The organism is Pseudomonas sp. ICBG1301 (assembly GCF_016918385.1).
In the GTDB taxonomy this organism is placed as follows: Bacteria; Pseudomonadota; Gammaproteobacteria; order Pseudomonadales; family Pseudomonadaceae; genus Aquipseudomonas; species Aquipseudomonas palleroniana.
On the sequence record NZ_JAEKGB010000014.1, the window covers coordinates 59,001 to 78,192 of the forward strand.

General features: G+C 61.7%; 16 protein-coding genes. 11 read left to right on the forward strand and 5 right to left on the reverse strand.

The window, feature by feature from the left end:
- The first annotated feature begins 61 nt into the window (after positions 1-61).
- Positions 62-574: a glycine cleavage system protein R gene (locus JBE38_RS25200; protein ID WP_060753339.1), complete on the forward strand. Its 513-nt coding sequence runs from the start codon at positions 62-64 to the stop codon at positions 572-574.
- 223 nt (positions 575-797) lie between these two features.
- On the opposite strand, the gene rarD is transcribed toward JBE38_RS25200, so the two are convergent.
- From rarD to JBE38_RS25225, 5 genes are all read right to left on the reverse strand, one after another.
- The gene (gene rarD / locus JBE38_RS25205) at positions 798-1,682 is read right to left on the reverse strand and encodes an EamA family transporter RarD (protein WP_205345397.1); all 885 of its coding nucleotides are present in this window, start codon (positions 1,680-1,682) and stop codon (positions 798-800) included.
- Positions 1,683-1,857: 175 nt separating this feature from the next.
- Positions 1,858-2,832: a serine/threonine protein kinase gene (locus JBE38_RS25210; RefSeq protein ID WP_090368385.1), complete on the reverse strand. Its 975-nt coding sequence runs from the start codon at positions 2,830-2,832 to the stop codon at positions 1,858-1,860.
- Positions 2,833-2,998: 166 nt separating this feature from the next.
- Positions 2,999-4,897 carry a PhoX family protein gene (locus JBE38_RS25215; protein ID WP_205345398.1) on the reverse strand — a complete coding sequence of 633 codons (1,899 nt, stop codon included), beginning with the start codon at positions 4,895-4,897 and terminating at the stop codon, positions 2,999-3,001.
- An 81-nt stretch (positions 4,898-4,978) separates the two neighbouring features.
- A complete protein-coding gene (locus JBE38_RS25220) occupies positions 4,979-5,743 on the reverse strand; it encodes a TOBE domain-containing protein (RefSeq protein WP_205345399.1) in 765 nt (254 codons plus the stop codon).
- A 57-nt stretch (positions 5,744-5,800) separates the two neighbouring features.
- The gene (locus tag JBE38_RS25225) at positions 5,801-6,538 is read right to left on the reverse strand and encodes a ComF family protein (protein ID WP_205345400.1); all 738 of its coding nucleotides are present in this window, start codon (positions 6,536-6,538) and stop codon (positions 5,801-5,803) included.
- 92 nt (positions 6,539-6,630) lie between these two features.
- On the opposite strand from JBE38_RS25225, the gene bioB reads away from it, so the two are divergent.
- The 10 genes from bioB (at position 6,631) to JBE38_RS25275 (ending at position 19,005) form a co-directional block, all read left to right on the forward strand.
- Positions 6,631-7,686 carry a biotin synthase BioB gene (gene bioB / locus JBE38_RS25230; protein ID WP_060753333.1) on the forward strand — a complete coding sequence of 352 codons (1,056 nt, stop codon included), beginning with the start codon at positions 6,631-6,633 and terminating at the stop codon, positions 7,684-7,686.
- A 150-nt stretch (positions 7,687-7,836) separates the two neighbouring features.
- Entirely contained in the window at positions 7,837-9,018 is a 1,182-nt protein-coding gene (bioF, locus tag JBE38_RS25235) for an 8-amino-7-oxononanoate synthase (RefSeq protein ID WP_205345401.1), read from the forward strand.
- Positions 9,011-9,742 carry an alpha/beta fold hydrolase gene (locus tag JBE38_RS25240; protein ID WP_090368396.1) on the forward strand — a complete coding sequence of 244 codons (732 nt, stop codon included), beginning with the start codon at positions 9,011-9,013 and terminating at the stop codon, positions 9,740-9,742. Before bioF ends, JBE38_RS25240 begins: the two co-directional genes overlap by 8 nt.
- Entirely contained in the window at positions 9,735-10,547 is an 813-nt protein-coding gene (gene bioC / locus JBE38_RS25245) for a malonyl-ACP O-methyltransferase BioC (protein ID WP_205345402.1), read from the forward strand. Before JBE38_RS25240 ends, bioC begins: the two co-directional genes overlap by 8 nt.
- Positions 10,544-11,224, forward strand: a complete 681-nt coding sequence (gene bioD, locus JBE38_RS25250) for a dethiobiotin synthase (RefSeq protein ID WP_205345403.1) — start codon at positions 10,544-10,546, stop codon at positions 11,222-11,224. Before bioC ends, bioD begins: the two co-directional genes overlap by 4 nt.
- Positions 11,225-11,329: 105 nt before the next feature.
- The gene (locus tag JBE38_RS25255) at positions 11,330-11,611 is read left to right on the forward strand and encodes a hypothetical protein (RefSeq protein WP_060753328.1); all 282 of its coding nucleotides are present in this window, start codon (positions 11,330-11,332) and stop codon (positions 11,609-11,611) included.
- Positions 11,612-11,941: 330 nt separating this feature from the next.
- The gene (locus JBE38_RS25260) at positions 11,942-13,747 is read left to right on the forward strand and encodes a phenylacyl-CoA dehydrogenase (protein WP_060757251.1); all 1,806 of its coding nucleotides are present in this window, start codon (positions 11,942-11,944) and stop codon (positions 13,745-13,747) included.
- A 206-nt stretch (positions 13,748-13,953) separates the two neighbouring features.
- Complete coding sequence (locus JBE38_RS25265) at positions 13,954-15,243, forward strand: GGDEF domain-containing protein (protein ID WP_060757252.1); 1,290 nt, start codon at positions 13,954-13,956, stop codon at positions 15,241-15,243.
- A 90-nt stretch (positions 15,244-15,333) separates the two neighbouring features.
- The gene (locus JBE38_RS25270; RefSeq protein WP_205345404.1) at positions 15,334-17,106 is read left to right on the forward strand and encodes an acyl-CoA dehydrogenase C-terminal domain-containing protein; all 1,773 of its coding nucleotides are present in this window, start codon (positions 15,334-15,336) and stop codon (positions 17,104-17,106) included.
- Between the two features lie 120 nt (positions 17,107-17,226).
- On the forward strand, positions 17,227-19,005 hold the full coding sequence (locus JBE38_RS25275) for an acyl-CoA dehydrogenase C-terminal domain-containing protein (RefSeq protein WP_090368405.1): 1,779 nt from the start codon (positions 17,227-17,229) through the stop codon (positions 19,003-19,005).
- Positions 19,006-19,192: the final 187 nt, after the last annotated feature.

Sequence of the window (19,192 nt, forward strand, 5' to 3'; positions counted from 1 at the left end):
ACGATTTGTTTTCGAGGGCGCCTGCGTCCACCTTGTAGATTGAATTCCTGAGGGCTTCGCCATGGACCATCTTGTACTCACAATTATCGCCGCCGACAAACCCGGCGTCGTGGAACGCATCGCGCATACCATCGCCACCCACGGCGGTAGCTGGCAGGAAAGCCGAATGGCGCATATGGCCGGGCAATTCGCCGGTATCCTGCGGGTCAGTGTGCCTGCTGAAAACCGTCAGCACCTGATCAATGCGCTGGAGGACTTATCCACACACGGCATTCGCGTGCTGGTGGGTGAGGGCAGTAGCGGGCAGGCAGCGACGTCCAAGTCGATCGTGATGACCCTGGTGGGCAATGACCGCTCGGGCATCGTGCGCGAGATCACAGCGTTGTTGAGCCGGCAGGGCGTGAACCTGGAGAGCCTGAGCACGGACGTACGCCCGGCCCCCATGAGCGGTGACCCGTTGTTCACGGCCGAGGCGCTGTTGCAGGTGCCGTCGACGTTATCCCTGGATACCTTGCAGGCGTCGCTGGAAACCTTGGCGGATGACTTGATGGTGGAATTGCACAACGAGGAATGATCAACCCACAGGGTTATGCATGGAAAACTTGCATGGGCTTGTGGATAACCTGTAGAGACTCGACGCCAGGCCGCGCCGGCGTTGGCTCTCCGCCTTCTGCGCAAAAAACGAGCAGTTTCAAGGGCTTGTGCACAAATGGCGGGGATCAGGTTGTGGATAACCTTGGGGTTGATGGCTGCAAGCCACGTGCTGCATGGCTTGCAGAGGTTTGTACGTTATTTGATCAGCGCTTGCGCACGCTCATCCAGGCATCCAGGCTGTACACCACCAGCCCCGCCCAGATAAAGGCGAAGGCAAGCAGGGTGCTCGACGCCAGGTGTTCGCCAAACAGCAGCACGGCTTCCAGCAGCACGAGAGTCGGTGCCACGTACTGTAAAAAGCCCAGTGCGGTGTAGGGCAAATGCCGAGCGGCAGCGTTGAAACATACCAGCGGGATCAGCGTCACCGGGCCGGCCGCCACCAGCCACCAGGCTTCGGGGGTGCCCCAGAACTCCAGTTGTGCGCTGTGGGCCGAGGGGTTGAACAGCAGCCATGCGATGGCGATCGGCACCAGCATCCAGGTCTCTACGACCAGCCCAGGCAGCGCTTTGACGGGCGCCTGTTTGCGGATCAGCCCGTAGAAGCCGAAGGTCAGCGCCAGCGCCAAGGACACCCACGGCAAACTGCCCACCTGCCACACCTGTTGCGCCACACCCACCGCCGCCAGCCCGACGGCGACCCACTGCAGGCGGCGCAAGCGCTCGCCCAGGATCAACATGCCCAGCAGTACATTGACCAGCGGGTTGATGTAGTAGCCCAGGCTCGCTTCCAGCATGCGCCCGCTGTTCACCGACCATACGTAAGTCAGCCAGTTGGCCGCAATCAATGAGCCGCTGAGTGCCAGGATAGCCAGGCGCTTGGGGTTGTCGCGCAGTTCGCGCAGCCACCCCGGGTGTTTCCACACCATCAACAGCAAGCCACCGAACAGCGCCGACCACAACACGCGGTGCACGATGATTTCGGCGGCGGGGACGCTGGCGATGGCTTTGAAGTAGAGCGGGAACAGACCCCAGATGACATAGGCGCTCAGGCCCAGGATGTACCCCTTGCGGGGGTTGGCGGCTTGCATTGCAGAATCCTTGCTTAGGCAGCTAACAAAGGTGTGATTGTAAGGACATTTGCCTGCCAATGGGATCGGCTTCACTTTTGTGGGAGGGGGCTTGCTCCCGATAGCGGTGTGTCAGATATCTATTCATCAACTGACAGACTGTCATCGGGAGCAAGCCCCCTCCCACATAAGGCGGTCAGAACAGCTTCAGGGGTTCTTCGTTGAGGGCGGCCAGTTGCTCGCGCAACGCCAGCACCTGATCGCCCCAATACCGTTCGCTGCCAAACCAGGGGAAGCTGTGGGGGAACGCCGGGTCATCCCAGCGCCGTGCGAGCCAGGCGCTGTAATGCATCAGGCGCAGGGCACGCAGGGGTTCGATCAGGGCCAGTTCCCGTGGGTCGAAGTCGTGGAACTCCTGGTAGCCGTCCATCAGTTCCGACAGTTGGCCAAGGCATTCTTGCCGGTCACCGGCGAGCATCATCCACAGGTCCTGCACCGCCGGGCCCATACGGCAGTCGTCGAGGTCGACGATATGGAACATCTCATCGCGGCACATCATGTTGCCGGGGTGGCAATCCCCGTGCATGCGGATGTTCGTGTGCGGGGTGGCTTTGTATACCTCTTCCACGCGCTTGAGCAGGTCGCGGGCGACGGACTCATAGGCCGGCAGCAGGCTTTTGGGAATGAAATTGCCTTCGAGCAGCGTGGTGAGGGAGTCGTGGCCGAAGTTCTTCACACTCAGGGCTTCGCGGTGTTCGAACGGGCGGGTGGAGCCTACGGCATGCAAACGGCCGAGCAGTTGCCCGAGGCGATAGAGTTGGTCGAGATTGCCCGGCTCCGGCGCGCGGCCACCCCGCCGGGGAAACAGGGTGAAACGGAAGCCTGCATGTTCGAACAGGCTTTCACCGTTGTGGATCAATGGGGCGACCACCGGCACCTCGCACTCGGCCAGTTCGAAGGTGAAGCGATGTTCTTCGAGGATGGCCTCGTTGCTCCAGCGCTGGGGGCGATAAAACTTGGCGATCAGCGGCTCAGAGCCTTCGATGCCCACCTGATACACGCGGTTTTCGTAGCTGTTGAGCGCCAGCACACGGGCGTCGCTGAGGAAACCGATGCTCTCGACCGCGTCGAGGACCAGGTCAGGGGTGAGTGTTTCAAACGGGTGGGCCATACGAACTCCTGCGCGCAGCAGGGCGCCGCGTCCGGCCGGGTATGGTAACGCACCAGGCTTGAGATAGGGCGCCTGTGCCATCGCTATCGGGAGCAAGCCCCCTCCCACAATTGCCGGCGTACACGCGGTCAACTGTGGGAGGGGGCTTGCTCCCGATGACATTTTATCAAGCGCCGATAATGCCGCCGTCATCCCGCCGAATCGCCATCACCGAAGACCTCGGCTTGCCGTTGGGCAGATGTTCCGGCCAGGTCGAACCGCCGGTTTCGCCGGGATGCTGGATCCCCACAAACAGCGTCTTCTGGTCCGGCGAAAAGCTGATCCCGGTGACTTCACACGCCACCGGCCCGACCATGAACCGGCGGATTTCTCCGGTGGCCGGGTCGGCACACAGCATCTGGTTATTGCCCATGCCCGCGAAGTCACCGGCATTGCTGTAGTCGCCGTCGGTCAGGATCCACAAGCGCCCGGCCTGGTCGAACCCCAGGCCGTCGGGGCTGTTGAACATGTTCTGCGGGTTGATGTTGGAGGAACCGCCCTTGGGCGTACCGGCGTGTACGCCTGGGTTACCGGCGACCACAAACAGGTCCCAGGTGAATTCGTGGGCGCCGTGGTTATCCTGATCAGCTTTCCAGCGCAGGATCTGACCGTAGACGTTTTTCTCCCGTGGGTTGGGCCCGCCCACTGGTTGGCCGTCTTCCCCGCGTTTGGCATTGTTGGTGAGTGTGCAATAGACCTGGCCATCAATGGGGCTGACCACGATCCACTCCGGGCGGTCCATGCGGGTGGCTTTCACCACGCTGGCGGCCAGGCGCGCATGGATCAGCACCTCGGCCTGGCTGGCGAAACCGCTGCCGGCATCAATACCGTTTTTGCCATGGGTCAGCTCCACCCATTGGCCCTTGCCCTTGGGGTGGTCGGCGTTGCCATCGCCCGCGTCGAAGATCGCCACATATAAGGTGCCGTGGTCGAGCAGGTTTTTGTTGGCCTTGGGGTTGTTGTGGTTGATCGGGTCACGGCTGACGAACTTGTAGATGAACTCACCGCGCTCATCGTCGCCCATGTACACCACGGCGCGGCCGTCGCGGGTTTCAGCCAGCGCCGCGTTCTCGTGTTTGAAACGGCCCAGGGCGGTGCGCTTGACTGGGGTGGATTGCGGGTCGAACGGGTCGATTTCCACCACCCAGCCGTGACGATTGAGTTCGTTGGGGTTCTTGGCCATGTCGAAGCGCGGGTCATGCTGATGCCAGTTGATGTCTTTGCTGGCCGCTGCCACGCCATAGCGTTTTTGCCCGGCGTCGAAGCTTTGTTGTGGGTTGCTGCTGCCGAAGCAGTCGGTGAAGTTCTCTTCGCACGTCAGATAAGTGCCCCACGGTGTCTTGCCGTTGGCGCAGTTCTGAAAGGTACCGAGGACTTTTTTGCCCGACTTGTCGGCACTGGTTTGCAACCAGGCATGACCCGCGGCCGGGCCGCTCAGGCGGATTGGCGAGTTGCCGTGGATGCGGCGGTTATAGCGCGAGTCCTGGACGAACTGCCAGGTGTCACCTTTGCGCCGCACTTCGATGACCGAAACGCCTTCGCTGGCCTGGGCCTTGCGCACCTCTTCAGCCGATTGCGGCGCGCCGCCGTGGGCGTAGAGGTAGCGATAGTTGGTGTATTCGTTGTTGATCGCCATGAGCGCACGGTTGTTGTCGCCGGGGAAGGCGAACAGGCTCATGCCATCGTTGTTGTCACCGAACTGTTGCTCCTGGGCTTTGGCGGTCCCGTTGCCGGAAGGGTCGAAAGCCGGCGCGCCCTTGTGCAACGGCTGGCCCCAACTGATCAGCACCGACGCGCTGTAGCCCGGCGGCAAGGTGATGGTGTCGCTGCTGGCGGCGGCGATGCCGGTAAACCCCAGCAACGGGCTGGCGGTGGTCGCGTTAATGGCCAGGGCACTGCGGCTGAGCAGGTTGCCGCCCAGGAACATCGCGGCACCGCAGAGGGCACCGGCACCGATGAAGCGGCGGCGGGTGAGGCCGACCATCTGTTCCAGGTCGGTGGCTTGGTTTTCTTCTAACAGGCTCATTTCAGGCTCCCTCTGCGGTTTTTGCAGACACCTTAAGGAGCCCTCATGACGAATTTGTTGCAGTTTGAGGGCGTGGCCGCGTTATACCGGCGTGCCCAGCAATACATTGTTCGGGGCGAACTGCACCTGGATGGGCTGGTTCTCGGAAGCGCCCAACGCTTCGAGCGCGGCAGGCTGCGCCAAAGCGCATAACACCAGGCCGTTGGGCAAGGTGATGCGCACTTCGCTGGGGCCGTCATCGGCGGCGAGAATCGTGTCGATAATGCCGCTCATGCAATTGTGTCCAGGTGTTGCAGCTTGCCCGATAGCGAGCACTTCCAGCCAACCGGCCTTGATCAACGCGACCACTTCCACACCCACCGCCAGTTCCAGCCGCCGGGTACTGTCGTGAGTGATCTGCGCGTCGATATTCAAGCCAGCGGCCAGTTGCAGGCGAATGGTGTCGTTGCGGCCATGCTGTTCAATGGCGATCACCTGGCCATGCAATTGGTTACGTGCGCTGGTGCGCAGCATCAAGCGTCCCAGCAGATTGAAGTCGCTGGCGTCCTCGTCGGAGCCGAGCACTTGGGCCTGCAGCGCCTGCAAGCGCTGGTAGAGGCGCAATACGCGTTCACCTTCGGCGGTCAACTTGGCTCCGCCGCCGCCTTTACCACCGACGCTGCGTTCCACCAGCGGCTTTTGCGCCAAGTTGTTCAGCTCATCGATGGCGTCCCAGGCGCCCTTGTAACTCAGGCCGGCGCTCTTGGCGGCGCGGGTGATTGAGCCTTGCTCGGCGATATGCGCCAGCAAGGCAATGCGCTGTGGACGGCGGACAATGTGTTGGCTGAGCAGGGTGGGTAGCGACATGGGAACACACTTCGATGGAATGGGTGGACGTTGCCGCCCCGGTGCCAGGGAGTCAAGTTACGCGCCCGGTTTGGGGGTGCGGGCCAGGCAGTACACGTCGACCTGACGCGCCCCGGCGTCCCTCAACAATTGTGCGAGGCTGTGCGCGGTAGCGCCGGTCGTCAGTACGTCGTCCACCAGGGCGAAATGCCGGCCTTGCACCTGGGCGTCAGCGGCCAAGGCGAAGGCGCGAAACAGGTTGCGCTTGCGCGCCTTGGCGTCGAGCGCCTGTTGCGCCACGGTTTCATGGGGGCGCAATAACAGGTGTTCGTCGCAGCTGAGGTTGAGGGCGTTACCGAGCCAGCGGGCCAGCAACAACGCCTGATTGAAACCGCGCTCGCGCAAGCGGTGACGTGCCATCGGCACGGGCAGCAGGCAGTCGGGCCGGATGATTTCAGCGTTGTCGAGACGATGTTGCACGTGGTGCCCCAGCAAGCGCGCAAGCATATGGCCCAGTGGCCATCGCGACTGGTGCTTGAAGCGGCTGATCAAGGTGTCTACCGGGAAGCCGTAGGTCCAGGGCGCAATCACCTGTTTAAAGGCGGGCGGATGTGTCTGGCATTGGCCGCAGGTCAGCCCCTCCATCGACAGCGGCAGGGCGCACACGTTGCACTGTTCCATCAGCCACGGCAGCTGGGTTTCGCAGGCGTTGCACACACAATCGGCTGATTCGGTCGCCTCATCGCAGATTAAACAGGTGTGTATGTTTTTTGACCAGATGTAAACTTGGTGTTTGTGGTCTGGTTGACAGTGCATGATTCTTCCTTAAATATGCCGAGCATCCGTGTCGCGCCTGTGGGTATTGCCCTTCCCGCAGCGCTTGCCAAAGCATAATCAAGGAATCGCCCATGAGCGCCAGCACCTCTGCCACCCTGCGTCACGACTGGTCTTTAGCCGAAGTTAAAGCACTGTTCGTGCAACCATTCAATGACCTGTTGTTCCAGGCGCAGACCGTGCACCGCGCGCATTTCGATGCCAACCGCGTGCAGGTGTCGACCCTGCTGTCGATCAAGACCGGCGCCTGCCCGGAAGATTGCAAATATTGTCCGCAGTCGGGCCACTACAACACCGGCCTGGAAAAAGAAAAACTGATGGAGGTGCAGAAGGTCCTTGAAGAGGCCGCCCGCGCCAAGGCCATCGGCTCCACGCGCTTCTGCATGGGCGCCGCGTGGAAGCACCCGTCGGCCAAAGACATGCCCTACGTGCTGCAGATGGTCAAAGGCGTGAAGGCCATGGGCCTGGAAACCTGCATGACCCTCGGTCGTCTCGACCAGGACCAGACCCAAGCCCTGGCCCAGGCCGGCCTTGACTACTACAACCACAACCTCGATACCTCGCCGGAGTTCTACGGCTCGATCATCACCACCCGCACCTACAGCGAGCGCCTGCAAACCCTGGCCTATGTACGTGATTCGGGGATGAAGATCTGCTCGGGCGGCATCCTCGGCATGGGCGAGTCCCTCGATGATCGTGCCAACCTGTTGATCCAACTGGCCAACCTGCCGGAGCACCCGGAGTCGGTGCCGATCAACATGCTGGTGAAGGTGGCCGGTACGCCGTTGGAAAACGCTGACGACGTCGACCCGTTCGACTTCATCCGCATGCTCGCCGTGGCACGCATCCTGATGCCGCAGTCCCATGTGCGGCTGTCGGCCGGGCGTGAGGCGATGAACGAGCAGATGCAGGCCCTGGCGTTTTTCGCTGGCGCCAACTCGATCTTCTACGGCGACAAACTGCTGACCACCGCCAACCCGCAGGCCGACAAGGACATGCAACTGTTCTCGCGCCTGGGCATCCTGCCGGAAGCCCGCGAAGAGCACGCCGATGAAGTGCATCAGGCGGCGATCGAGCAGGCGCTGGTCGAGCAAAAGAGCAGCGAACAGTTCTATAACGCTGCCGTCTGATTGAAATGCAATCCAAATGTGGGAGGGGCTTGCTCCCGATAGCGGCCTGTCAGTAGCAGATGTGCTGGCAGACCCACCGATATCGGGAGCAAGCCCCCTCCCACATTTGATCGCGCTCAGTCTCCAGTCTTTGAGTCTACCGAGGCCTGCATGTCTTTCGATCTCGCCGCGCGCCTCGCTGCCCGCCGTGCCGAACACCTCTATCGCCAACGCCCGCTGCTGGACAGCCCCCAAGGCCCGCAAGTGGTGGTCGACGGCCAGCCGCTTCTGGCGTTCTGCAATAACGATTACCTGGGCCTGGCCAACAACCCTCAAGTGATCGAAGCCTGGCGCGCCGGAGCGTCCCGCTGGGGCGTGGGCGGCGGCGCTTCGCACTTGGTGGTTGGCCACGCCACACCTCACCATGCATTGGAAGAAGCCTTGGCCGACCTCACCGGTCGCCCACGGGCCTTGCTGTTTACCACCGGCTACATGGCCAACCTCGGCGCGGTCACGGCGCTGGTGGGGCAAGGCGATACGGTGCTGGAAGACCGCCTCAACCACGCTTCGCTGCTGGATGCCGGCTTGCTCTCGGGTGCGCGTTTCAATCGTTACCTGCACAACGATGCCGATAGCCTTGCCAAGCGCTTGGAGAAGGCGACCGGCAATACCCTGGTGGTCACCGACGGCGTGTTCAGCATGGACGGCGATCTGGCGGACCTGCCCGCATTGGCCCGTGCAACCCAGGCCAAGGGCGCCTGGCTGATGGTGGATGACGCCCATGGCTTCGGCCCGTTGGGCGCCCACGGCGGTGGGATCGTCGAGCATTTTGGCTTGAGCCAGGCAGACGTGCCGGTGTTGGTGGGCACCCTGGGCAAGGCGTTCGGCACTGCCGGGGCTTTTGTGGCCGGTAGTGACGACCTGATCGAAAGCCTGATCCAATTCGCCCGCCCGTACATCTACACTACCAGCCAACCGCCGGCCCTGGCTTGCGCCACCTTGAAAAGCCTCGAGCTGCTGCGCACCGAACATTGGCGGCGTGAGCACCTCAACGGCTTGATCCGTCAGTTCCGCCAGGGCGCCGAGCAGATCGGCCTGGCGTTGATGGACAGCTTCACGCCGATCCAACCGATCCTGATCGGCGACAGCGCCAAGGCCATGCGCCTGTCGCAGATGTTGCGCGAGCGCGGCTTGATGGTCACCGCGATCCGCCCACCCACCGTGCCGGTCGGCAGTGCACGTTTACGCGTCACGTTGACGGCGGCCCACAGCGAGGCCCAGGTGCAGCTATTGTTAACGGCGTTGGAAGAGTGTTTCCGCTTGTTAGGCGCCACGGAGCCCGACCATGCGTGATCGACTGATATTGCTGCCCGGTTGGGGCCTCGGCGTGTCACCGCTGGAGCCTCTGGCCGCCGCTTTGCAGGGCCTCGACGAGCACCTGCAGGTGCAGATCGAACCGTTGCCGGTACTGGACTCCAGCGAGCTGGATGACTGGCTCGACGAACTCGACGCCACGCTGGCGGACAACGCCTGGCTGGGCGGTTGGTCCCTGGGCGGCATGCTGGCTTCCGAATTGGCGGCGCGGCGCGGTGAGCGCTGCTGTGGTTTGCTGACGTTGGCGAGCAACCCGTGTTTTGTCGCCCATGCCGGCTGGCCGAGCGCGATGCCCGGCGAAACCTTCGATGCGTTCCTCGCCGGTTGCCATGCCGACTCCCAAGTCACCCTCAAACGCTTCGGCCTGTTGTGCGCCAAGGGCGCCGAAGACCCTCGCGGGTTGTCGCGTTTGCTGGTCAGTGGCGCGCCGCATACACCTTCCAGCGTGTTGATGCCCGGTCTTGAACTGCTCGCCCGGCTTGATACCCGCGCCGCTTTGCAGGCTTTTCGCGGTCCGCAGTTACACCTGTTTGCCGGCCTGGACGGGCTGGTACCGGCCGAAGCGGCCGGCGATCTATTGGCCTTGCTGCCCGATGTTGAAATCGGCCTGATTGAACAGGCCGGCCACGCTTTTCTTCTGGAAGACCCTCACGGTGTTGCGGGGGCCATCCAGGCTTTTTTGCATGAGTGCGTTGATGACTGATTTATCCCTGCCCCCATTGCCGGGCGGCTTGCCGGACAAGCGCCAGGTGGCCGCGTCGTTTTCCCGCGCAGCCGCCAGTTACGACAGCGTGGCCGAGTTGCAGCGTGCGGTGGGCACCGCATTGTTGGCTCGCCTTCCGCTGGCCCTAACGCCACAGCGCTGGCTGGACATGGGTTGTGGCACCGGTTTTTTCAGCCGTGTGTTGGCTGAGCGGTTGCCCGACAGCCAGGGCGTGGCGCTGGATATCGCCGAAGGTATGCTCAATCACGCCAGGCCCTTGGGCGGCGCGGGGTATTTCATTGCCGGGGATGCCGAGCGCTTGCCGCTTAAAGCTCAGAGCCTGGGGCTGATCTATTCCAGCCTGGCGGTGCAGTGGTGTGCGAATTTCGACGCGGTGCTCAGCGAGGCCCATCGCGTGCTGCAACCCGGCGGCGTGCTGGCGTTCGCGAGCCTGTGTGTGGGCACATTGCATGAGTTGCGCGAAAGCTGGCGAGCGGCGGATGGCCTGGTGCACGTCAACCGTTTCCGTGCCTTCGAGACGTATCAACAGCTCTGCGCCGCCAGCGGCCTGCGCGTCGTCAGCCTGGAGCGCCAACCCCATGTGCTGCACTACCCGGACGTACGTAGCCTGACCCACGAACTCAAAGCGTTGGGCGCGCACAACCTCAACCCGGGCCGCCCGGGAGGGTTGACGGGCCGCGCGCGGATTGCTGCACTGGTGAACGCTTACGAGCAGTTCCGTCAGGCCCAGGGCCTGCCTGCCACGTATCAAGTGGTGTACGCCGTACTGGAGAAACCTCTATGAACGCCGCTTACTTCATCGCCGGTACCGACACGGATGTGGGCAAGACCACCATTGCCGCGGGCCTTTTGCATGCCGCCCGCCTCGCGGGCAAAAGCACCGCTGCGGCAAAGCCGGTCGCCTCGGGTTGCCAGATCACGCCCAAAGGGCTGCGCAATAGCGACGCCCTGGCGCTGTTGGCTGAATGCTCGTTGCCGCTGACCTATGCCGAGGTCAACCCGGTGGCATTCGAACCGGCCATCGCGCCCCATCTGGCGGCGCGGGAGGCCGGTGTTGCGCTGACGGTGCAGTCGCTGTTGCAACCGATGCAGCACATACTGGCGCAGCAGGCGGATTTCACCTTGATCGAGGGCGCGGGTGGCTGGCGGGTGCCCTTGGCCGATCAGGCCAACCTGTCGGACTTGGCCATGGCCCTGAAGTTGCCGGTGATCCTGGTGGTGGGGGTGCGTCTGGGCTGCATCAGCCACGCCTTGCTCACCGCCGAGGCGATTGCCCGCGATGGGTTGCCGCTGGCGGGGTGGGTAGCGAATATCATCGATCCGAAGACCTCTCGTCTGGAAGAGAACCTTGCCACCCTGGCTGAACGCTTGCCGGCGCCATGCCTGGGGCGGGTGCCGAGACTCAAGCAGGCCGGGGCCGAAGCGGTTGCCGCGCACCTGGAACTGGATCTGCTTGACTGATTTTGGCTATAACAGGGCAATAGGCCATTAGTGTTTTTGACGGGCCTTTTGCCGGAATGTCTGCTTCAATTCATCTTCACGATTCTCTAAAGGCAGGCTTACGCCATGGAAATCTCCGGAAGCAGCGCGTTTTATTCGGGACTGAGCACCATCCAGACCGGGCAGAACCGTGTCGACCAGGCCGCCGGCAACATTGCCAGCGCCGCGACGACCCAGCCCTCGGACGCCCAACGCGACCGTTTGCAAGCCAACGGTCGTGCCCAGCCCACCAACTCGGCGAGCGATATGGTCGAGATGGCCCAAGGCAAGTTTCAAGTGGAACTGGGCGTGAAAGTCGCCAAGGCTTCGGACGAAATGCTCGGCACCTTGATCGATACCTACGCTTAATCCTTGTGCCTATCTGCTCTTCTGTGGGAGCGGGCTTGCTCGCGAAAGCGGTGGATCAGTCTTTGATGGATTGACTGACACACCGCTTTCGCGAGCAAGCCCGCTCCCACATTTGTTCTGCGTCATCCTGACGAACTTCTAAACTCCTTTGACAGTGGCAACACGCCGCAGGCCCTGCCGTGCGTGTCGTTGATGCGTGTCATGACAAATGGCGCCTGGACGATGCTTGACAACCCCAGGTCGTAAACGTATGTTTCAAACACCTGTTTGACCGCCACAACAAATCCACGCGGTTGTTCATCCCAGATACATCAGCAGAGGTTTATCGCTATGCCTGACTACAAGGCCCCCTTGCGTGATATTCGCTTCGTTCGTGACGAACTGCTCGGTTATGAAGCGCACTATCAGAGCCTGCCGGCTTGCCAGGACGCTACCCCGGACATGGTTGACGCCATTCTTGAAGAAGGCGCCAAGTTCTGTGAGCAAGTGCTGGCACCGTTGAACCGCGTGGGTGACATCGAAGGGTGTACCTGGAGCGAGTCAGGCGTTAAGACCCCTACTGGTTTCAAGGAAGCCTACAAGCAGTTCGTCGAGGGCGGCTGGCCAAGCCTGGCCCATGATGTGGAGCACGGTGGCCAAGGCCTGCCGGAGTCCCTGGGCCTGGCCGTGAGCGAAATGGTCGGTGAGGCCAACTGGTCGTGGGGCATGTACCCTGGCCTGTCCCACGGTGCGATGAACACCATCTCCGAACACGGCACGCCTGAGCAGCAAGAGGCTTACCTGACCAAGCTGGTATCGGGCGAGTGGACCGGCACCATGTGCCTGACCGAACCGCACTGCGGCACCGACCTGGGCATGCTGCGCACCAAGGCCGAACCTCAGGCTGATGGTTCCTACAAAGTTTCCGGCACCAAGATCTTCATCTCGGCCGGTGAGCACGATATGGCCGATAACATCGTCCACATCGTCCTGGCGCGCCTGCCGGATGCACCGGCAGGTACAAAAGGTATTTCGCTGTTTATCGTGCCCAAGTTCCTGCCGAATGCAGACGGCTCGATCGGTGAGCGCAACGCCGTGACCTGTGGTTCTCTGGAACACAAGATGGGCATCCATGGCAACGCTACCTGCGTGATGAACTTCGACGCGGCCACCGGTTTCCTGATCGGCCCGGCGAACAAAGGCCTGAACTGCATGTTCACCTTCATGAACACCGCTCGCCTGGGGACCGCACTGCAGGGCCTGGCCCATGCTGAAATCGGCTTCCAGGGCGGCCTGAAATATGCGCGTGATCGCCTGCAAATGCGCTCCCTGACCGGCCCGAAAGCGCCGGACAAAGCGGCCGACCCGATCATCGTGCACCCTGACGTGCGCCGCATGCTGCTGACCATGAAAGCCTTCGCCGAGGGTAACCGTGCGATGGTGTACTTCACCGCCAAGCAAGTGGACATCGTCAAGTACGGCACCGACGACGAAGCCAAGAAACAGGCCGATGGCCTGCTGGCCTTCATGACTCCAATCGCCAAGGCGTTCATGACCGAAGTCGGTTTTGAAGCGGCCAACCACGGCGTGCAGATCTACGGTGGCCACGGCTTCATCGCCGAGTGGGGCATGGAGCAGAACGTTCGCGACAGCCGCATCTCGATGCTGTACGAAGGCACCACCGGCATCCAGGCGCTGGACCTGCTCGGCCGTAAAGTGCTGATGACCCAAGGCGAAGCGCTCAAGGGTTTCACCAAGATCGTGCACAAGTTCTGCCAGGCCAACGAAGGCAACGAAGCCGTCAAAGAGTTCGTCGCACCGCTGGCTGCACTGAACAAAGAGTGGGGCGAGTTGACCATGAAGGTCGGCATGGCCGCGATGAAAGACCGTGAAGAAGTCGGTGCCGCCTCGGTGGACTACCTGATGTACTCCGGTTACGCGTGCCTGGCTTACTTCTGGGCCGACATGGCGCGCCTGGCCGCCGAAAAACTGGCTGCCGGCACCACCGAAGAGGCGTTCTACACCGCCAAGCTGCAGACTGCGCGCTTCTACTTCCAGCGCATCCTGCCGCGTACCCGCACTCACGTTGCAACCATGCTGTCGGGCGCCAACAACCTGATGGACATGAAAGAAGAGAACTTCGGCCTGGCTTACTAAGCCTTACCGGGTTCTGCTGAAAACCGCCGCTCCTTCGGGAGTGGCGGTTTTTTATTGGGTGCGATAAAAAACACAGCGCAGCACTTAGGGATTGGGGTTGGCTGCCGTTACAGTGATGGCAATGTGATACAGGTCACATTGAATGTGCTTAACTGTGCGCAGTGAAGGCACTGTGCCATCTTTATCGGCGGGTCGGAGCTTTACCCTTGTCACGCGTGTCCGCTGTACGTTTCAGCCATTTTCTCCCCTCGTTGCTGCTATTGCTGGCCGGGCTCTCGGCTGCGTATGTCAAAGACCTCAATGTCTTCTTCACTTCGCTGTTCAACGTGCTGCCGACCTTGGTGCTGTTGCTCGGTGGTTCGTATTGCGCGGTGTATCGGCGTCAGCGTGAACTGTTCCTGATGATCACGGTGTATATCACCTACTTCTTGCTGGACACCCAGACGGACTTTTACCGCGATAATGGCCGCGTGCGTGAAGATGCCGCCGTGGTGTTTCATCTGTGTTGCCTGCTGTTGCCGCTGTTGTTCAGCATCTACGCGCTGTGGCAGGAGAAGACCCACCTGTTTCGCGACTTCGTTGCCCGGTGTGCGGTGCTGATCGCCGTGGGCAGCGTTGCGCTGGCCCTGGAGCAGAGTTTCCCGCAGGCCTTGCTGAACTGGCTGGCAGAAATTCGTTGGCCGGCGCTGCATGGCAGCTGGATGAGCCTGATCCAACTCTCTTACCCGATGTTCCTGGTCGGCTTCCTGACCCTGGCCGCCCAGTACTGGTACCAGCCGCGTCCGTTGCACGCCGCGCAGTTGGTCGGGTTGTTGGGAATGTTCTGGATGTTGCCGCAAACCTTCATCCTGCCGTTCACCCTGAACATCATGTGCAGCCAGGTGATGTTGATGATTGCCGCCGGTGTGGCCCATGAGGCCTATCAAATGGCGTTTCGCGATGAGCTGACCGGCTTGCCCGGGCGGCGCGCGCTCAACGAACGCATGCAGCGACTGGGGCGCAACTATGTGTTGGCGATGAGCGACGTCGACCACTTCAAACGCTTCAACGACACCCATGGCCACGACGTGGGCGACCAGGTCCTGCGGCTGGTCGCCAGCAAGCTGTCCAAGGTCAATGGCGGCGGGCGTGCCTACCGTTATGGCGGTGAAGAATTTGCCGTGGTGTTTGCCGGCAAGACCCTGGATGAGTGCATGCCGCACCTGGAAGAGATCCGCGAGATCATTGCCAACTACGACATCAAGCTGCGCAACCCGGACCGTCCCCATGACGATCATCAGGGCCGTCAGCGTCGCACAGGCAGCGGGGCGTCCAGTGTGTCGGTGACCGTCAGCATCGGCGTGGCCGAGCGCCAGGCCGAGCAGCGCACGCCGGAAGAGGTGCTCAAATCCGCCGACGAAGCCCTGTACTCCGCCAAGGGGGCCGGGCGTAATTGCGTGGTCGCGGCCGGGCAGACCCGGCGTGGCGCGGTGCGTATGGAGCGCGCTGCCGGTTGAGTGATGGCGCTGTATTCAGCGGTTCTACAGTGATTGTTTGCAGTCTTGGCCGGCAGTAGGTTGAAAGTATCTGCTGCCGGAGACATCGCCATGCCTGACTACAAAGCTCCCCTGCGCGACATGCGCTTTCTGATCGACAACGTGTTTGATTTCCATGGCCACTATGCGGCGCTGGGGGCTACGGATGCCACGCCGGACATGGTCAGTGCGATCCTCGAAGAAGGCGCCAAATTCTGCGAAAACGTGCTCGCACCGCTCAACCGCAGCGGTGATGAAGAAGGCTGCCATTTCGACAATGGCGTGGTCACCACCCCCAAGGGCTTCAAGGAAGCCTTCGCCCAGTACGTGGACGGCGGCTGGCACGGCGTGGCGGCCGATCCGGCCTACGGCGGCCAGGGCCTGCCGCCATCCTTGGGCCTGGTGCTGAGCGAAATGATCGGCTCCAGCAACACGTCCTGGGGCATGTACCCCGGCCTGACCCATGGTGCCATGACGGCGATCCACGCCCATGGCACCGACGAGCAGAAAGCCACTTACCTGAACAAACTCACCGCCGGCGAGTGGACCGGCACGATGTGCCTCACCGAAGCCCACTGCGGCACCGACCTGGGCCTGATCAAGACCCGCGCCGTGCCGCAGGCGGACGGCAGCTATGCGGTCACCGGCAGCAAGATCTTCATCTCGGCCGGCGAGCACGACATGAGCGCCAATATCATCCATCTGGTACTGGCCAAGCTGCCGGATGCGCCAGCGGGCACTAAGGGTATTTCCTTGTTTATCGTGCCCAAGTTCCATGCGGAATCGGGTGAGCGTAACGCGGTGCACTGCGGCTCCATCGAACACAAGATGGGGATCAAGGGCTCGGCCACGTGTGTGTTGAACTTCGACGGTGCCAGGGGCTTTCTGATTGGCGAGGCCAACAAAGGCCTCAACTGCATGTTCACCATGATGAACCACGCACGGCTGGGCACCGGCATGCAGGGCTTGTGCAACGGTGAAGCGAGTTTCCAGGGCGCGATCAAATACGCCAACGACCGCCTGCAAATGCGCTCGCTGACCGGCGCCAAGGCACCGGACAAGGCCGCCGACCCGATCATCGTGCACCCCGACGTGCGGCGCATGCTGCTGACCATGAAAGCCTTCAACGAGGGCAACCGCGCATTGACCTACTTCACCGCGCAATTGCTCGACACCGCGCATCTGAGCCACGACGCCGAGCAGCGCCAGGCCGCTGAAGACCTGCTGGCCTTCCTTACCCCGATCTGCAAAGCCTTCATGACCGAGACCGGGCTGGAGGTGACCAACCACGGTATGCAGGTGTTCGGCGGCCATGGCTACATCCGCGAGTGGGGCATGGAGCAATTGGCGCGGGATGCGCGGATTGCACCGATCTATGAAGGCACCAACGGCATCCAGGCGCTGGATTTGCTGGGGCGCAAGGTGCTCGGCAGCCAGGGCAAGTTATTGCGTGGCTTTACCCGGATCGTGCATCAGTTCTGCGCGGCGCATGCCGAACATCCGCAGCTCAAGGCCCATGTGGAGCAACTCGACCAGTTGAACCAGCAGTGGGGCGAGTTGACGATGAAGGTCGGTATGGCGGCGATGAAAAACCCGGATGAAGTGGGCGCTGCGGCCGTGGATTACCTGATGTACAGCGGTTACATCATTCTGGCGTACCTGTGGCTGCGTATGGCCATTGCCGCGCAAGCGCAAGACGACATCGAGTTCGCCAAGGCCAAGCTGGGCACCTGCGACTTCTACTTCAAGCGCCTGCTGCCCCGTACAACGGGCCACCGCGCCGCCGTGGAAGCCGGCAGCGAGTGCCTGATGAGTCTGTCTGCGCAAGCATTTGCATTGGAGTGACTTAAAAATACCAATCAGTCACAAGTGGACCCTATGTGTCTTAAAAGTTGTTCGGGTACACTCGGGGCTCATAAAACCGATCCCTATCGAATCACTTTTCACGTTCTCACGAGGTTTGCCATGGCTGATTACAAAGCGCCGCTGCGTGATATGCGCTTCGTCCTCAACGAAGTGTTTGAGGTCGCCAATACTTGGGCCCAATTGCCGGCATTGGCGGACACCGTGGATGCCGAAACCGTTGAGGCCATTCTCGAAGAGGCCGGCAAGGTGACCGCCAAGTCCATCGCGCCGCTCAGCCGGGGTGGCGACGAGCAAGGCTGCCGCTGGGCGGACAGTGCGGTGAGCACGCCGGATGGATTCCCACAGGCCTACAAAACCTACGCCGAAGGCGGCTGGGTGGGTGTCGGGGGTGACCCTGTCTTCGGCGGCATGGGCATGCCCAAAGCCGTGTCGGCGCAAGTCGAAGAAATGATCAACTCGTCGAGCCTGGCGTTCGGCCTGTATCCGATGCTGACTTCCGGCGCCTGCGTGTCGATCAATACCCATGCCAGTGAAGAGCTGAAAGCCGCTTACCTGCCGAAGATGTATTCCGGTGAGTGGGCCGGCTCCATGTGCCTGACCGAAGCCCATGCCGGTACGGACCTGGGGATGATCCGCACCAAGGCCGAGCCTCAGGCGGACGGTTCCTACAAGGTCAGCGGCACCAAGATCTTCATCACCGGTGGCGAGCACGATCTCACCGAAAACATCATCCACCTGGTACTGGCCAAGCTGCCGGATGCACCGGCGGGGCCCAAGGGGATTTCGCTGTTCCTGGTGCCGAAGTTCATGGTCAATGCCGACGGCAGCCTGGGCGCGCGTAACCCGGTGACTTGCGGCTCGATCGAACACAAGATGGGCATCCAGGCGTCTGCGACCTGCGTGATGAACTTCGACGAAGCCGTGGGCTACCTGGTCGGCGAGCCAAACCGTGGCTTGGCGGCGATGTTCACCATGATGAACTACGAGCGTCTGGGCGTGGGTATCCAGGGCCTGGCGTCCGGCGAGCGCTCCTACCAGAACGCGATCGAATACGCCCGCGATCGCCTGCAAAGCCGTGCACCGACTGGCGCCCAAGCCAAAGACAAGGCCGCCGACCCGATCATCGTGCACCCGGACGTGCGGCGCATGCTGCTGACCATGAAGGCCGCGAACGAAGGCGGCCGTGCGTTCTCCACCTATGTGGCGACGCAGTTGGATATCGCCAAATTCAGCGAAGATGCCGCCGCTCGCGAACGCGCCGATAACCTGGTGGCGTTGTTGACCCCGGTTGCCAAGGCGTTTCTCACCGACCTGGGCCTGGAAACCACCGTACTCGGCCAGCAAGTGTTCGGCGGCCATGGCTACATCCGCGAGTGGGGCCAGGAACAATTGGTGCGCGACGTACGCATCACCCAGATCTACGAAGGGACCAATGGCATTCAGGCCCTGGACCTGATGGGGCGCAAGATCGTGGGCAGCGGTGGCAAGTTCTACAGCCTGTTCGCCGACGAAGTCCGTCAGTTCATCGCCACGGCGAATGCCGAACTGGCCGAGTTCACCCGCCCACTCAGCGCAGCGGTGGATAACCTGGATGAATTGACCGCCTGGGTGCTGGACCGCGCCAAGACCAACCCGAATGAGATCGGCGCGGCGTCGGTGGAATATCTGCACGCGTTTGGGTACATGGCCTACGCCTACATGTGGGCACGCATGGCCAAGGCAGCGCTGGGCAAGGAGGCTGAGGAAGATTTCTACGCCAGCAAACTGGGCACGGCGCGCTTTTACTTTGCACGCCTGTTGCCGCGTATCCACTCATTGAGCGCGTCGGTAAAAGCGGGCAGCGAATCGCTGTATTTGCTGGATGAGGCACAGTTCTAAAGGCTTGGAGGGCGTGTAAGCAATCTCTTACATGACGTGCTGCTATTCGTCCTCTATCGCCAAATTGGATCCACCGATAATCTACTTCACATGGACGTCGCGCAGGAAGCGCAAAGCAACAACACGGACACGTAGGATTCTGCCAGGACGGCGGAGTGAAATGGATGTCAGGGAAACAGTCTGCAAA

What these genes read in the sequence shown, in the direction of transcription:
- JBE38_RS25200 (WP_060753339.1), top strand. Translation starts at nt 62, where the DNA reads ATGGACCATCTTGTACTCACAATTATCGCCGCCGACAAACCCGGCGTC.
- rarD (WP_205345397.1), bottom strand. Translation starts at nt 1,682, where the DNA reads ATGCAAGCCGCCAACCCCCGCAAGGGGTACATCCTGGGCCTGAGCGCC.
- JBE38_RS25210 (WP_090368385.1), bottom strand. Translation starts at nt 2,832, where the DNA reads ATGGCCCACCCGTTTGAAACACTCACCCCTGACCTGGTCCTCGACGCG.
- JBE38_RS25215 (WP_205345398.1), bottom strand. Translation starts at nt 4,897, where the DNA reads ATGAGCCTGTTAGAAGAAAACCAAGCCACCGACCTGGAACAGATGGTC.
- JBE38_RS25220 (WP_205345399.1), bottom strand. Translation starts at nt 5,743, where the DNA reads ATGTCGCTACCCACCCTGCTCAGCCAACACATTGTCCGCCGTCCACAG.
- JBE38_RS25225 (WP_205345400.1), bottom strand. Translation starts at nt 6,538, where the DNA reads ATGCACTGTCAACCAGACCACAAACACCAAGTTTACATCTGGTCAAAA.
- bioB (WP_060753333.1), top strand. Translation starts at nt 6,631, where the DNA reads ATGAGCGCCAGCACCTCTGCCACCCTGCGTCACGACTGGTCTTTAGCC.
- bioF (WP_205345401.1), top strand. Translation starts at nt 7,837, where the DNA reads ATGTCTTTCGATCTCGCCGCGCGCCTCGCTGCCCGCCGTGCCGAACAC.
- JBE38_RS25240 (WP_090368396.1), top strand. Translation starts at nt 9,011, where the DNA reads ATGCGTGATCGACTGATATTGCTGCCCGGTTGGGGCCTCGGCGTGTCA.
- bioC (WP_205345402.1), top strand. Translation starts at nt 9,735, where the DNA reads ATGACTGATTTATCCCTGCCCCCATTGCCGGGCGGCTTGCCGGACAAG.
- bioD (WP_205345403.1), top strand. Translation starts at nt 10,544, where the DNA reads ATGAACGCCGCTTACTTCATCGCCGGTACCGACACGGATGTGGGCAAG.
- JBE38_RS25255 (WP_060753328.1), top strand. Translation starts at nt 11,330, where the DNA reads ATGGAAATCTCCGGAAGCAGCGCGTTTTATTCGGGACTGAGCACCATC.
- JBE38_RS25260 (WP_060757251.1), top strand. Translation starts at nt 11,942, where the DNA reads ATGCCTGACTACAAGGCCCCCTTGCGTGATATTCGCTTCGTTCGTGAC.
- JBE38_RS25270 (WP_205345404.1), top strand. Translation starts at nt 15,334, where the DNA reads ATGCCTGACTACAAAGCTCCCCTGCGCGACATGCGCTTTCTGATCGAC.
- JBE38_RS25275 (WP_090368405.1), top strand. Translation starts at nt 17,227, where the DNA reads ATGGCTGATTACAAAGCGCCGCTGCGTGATATGCGCTTCGTCCTCAAC.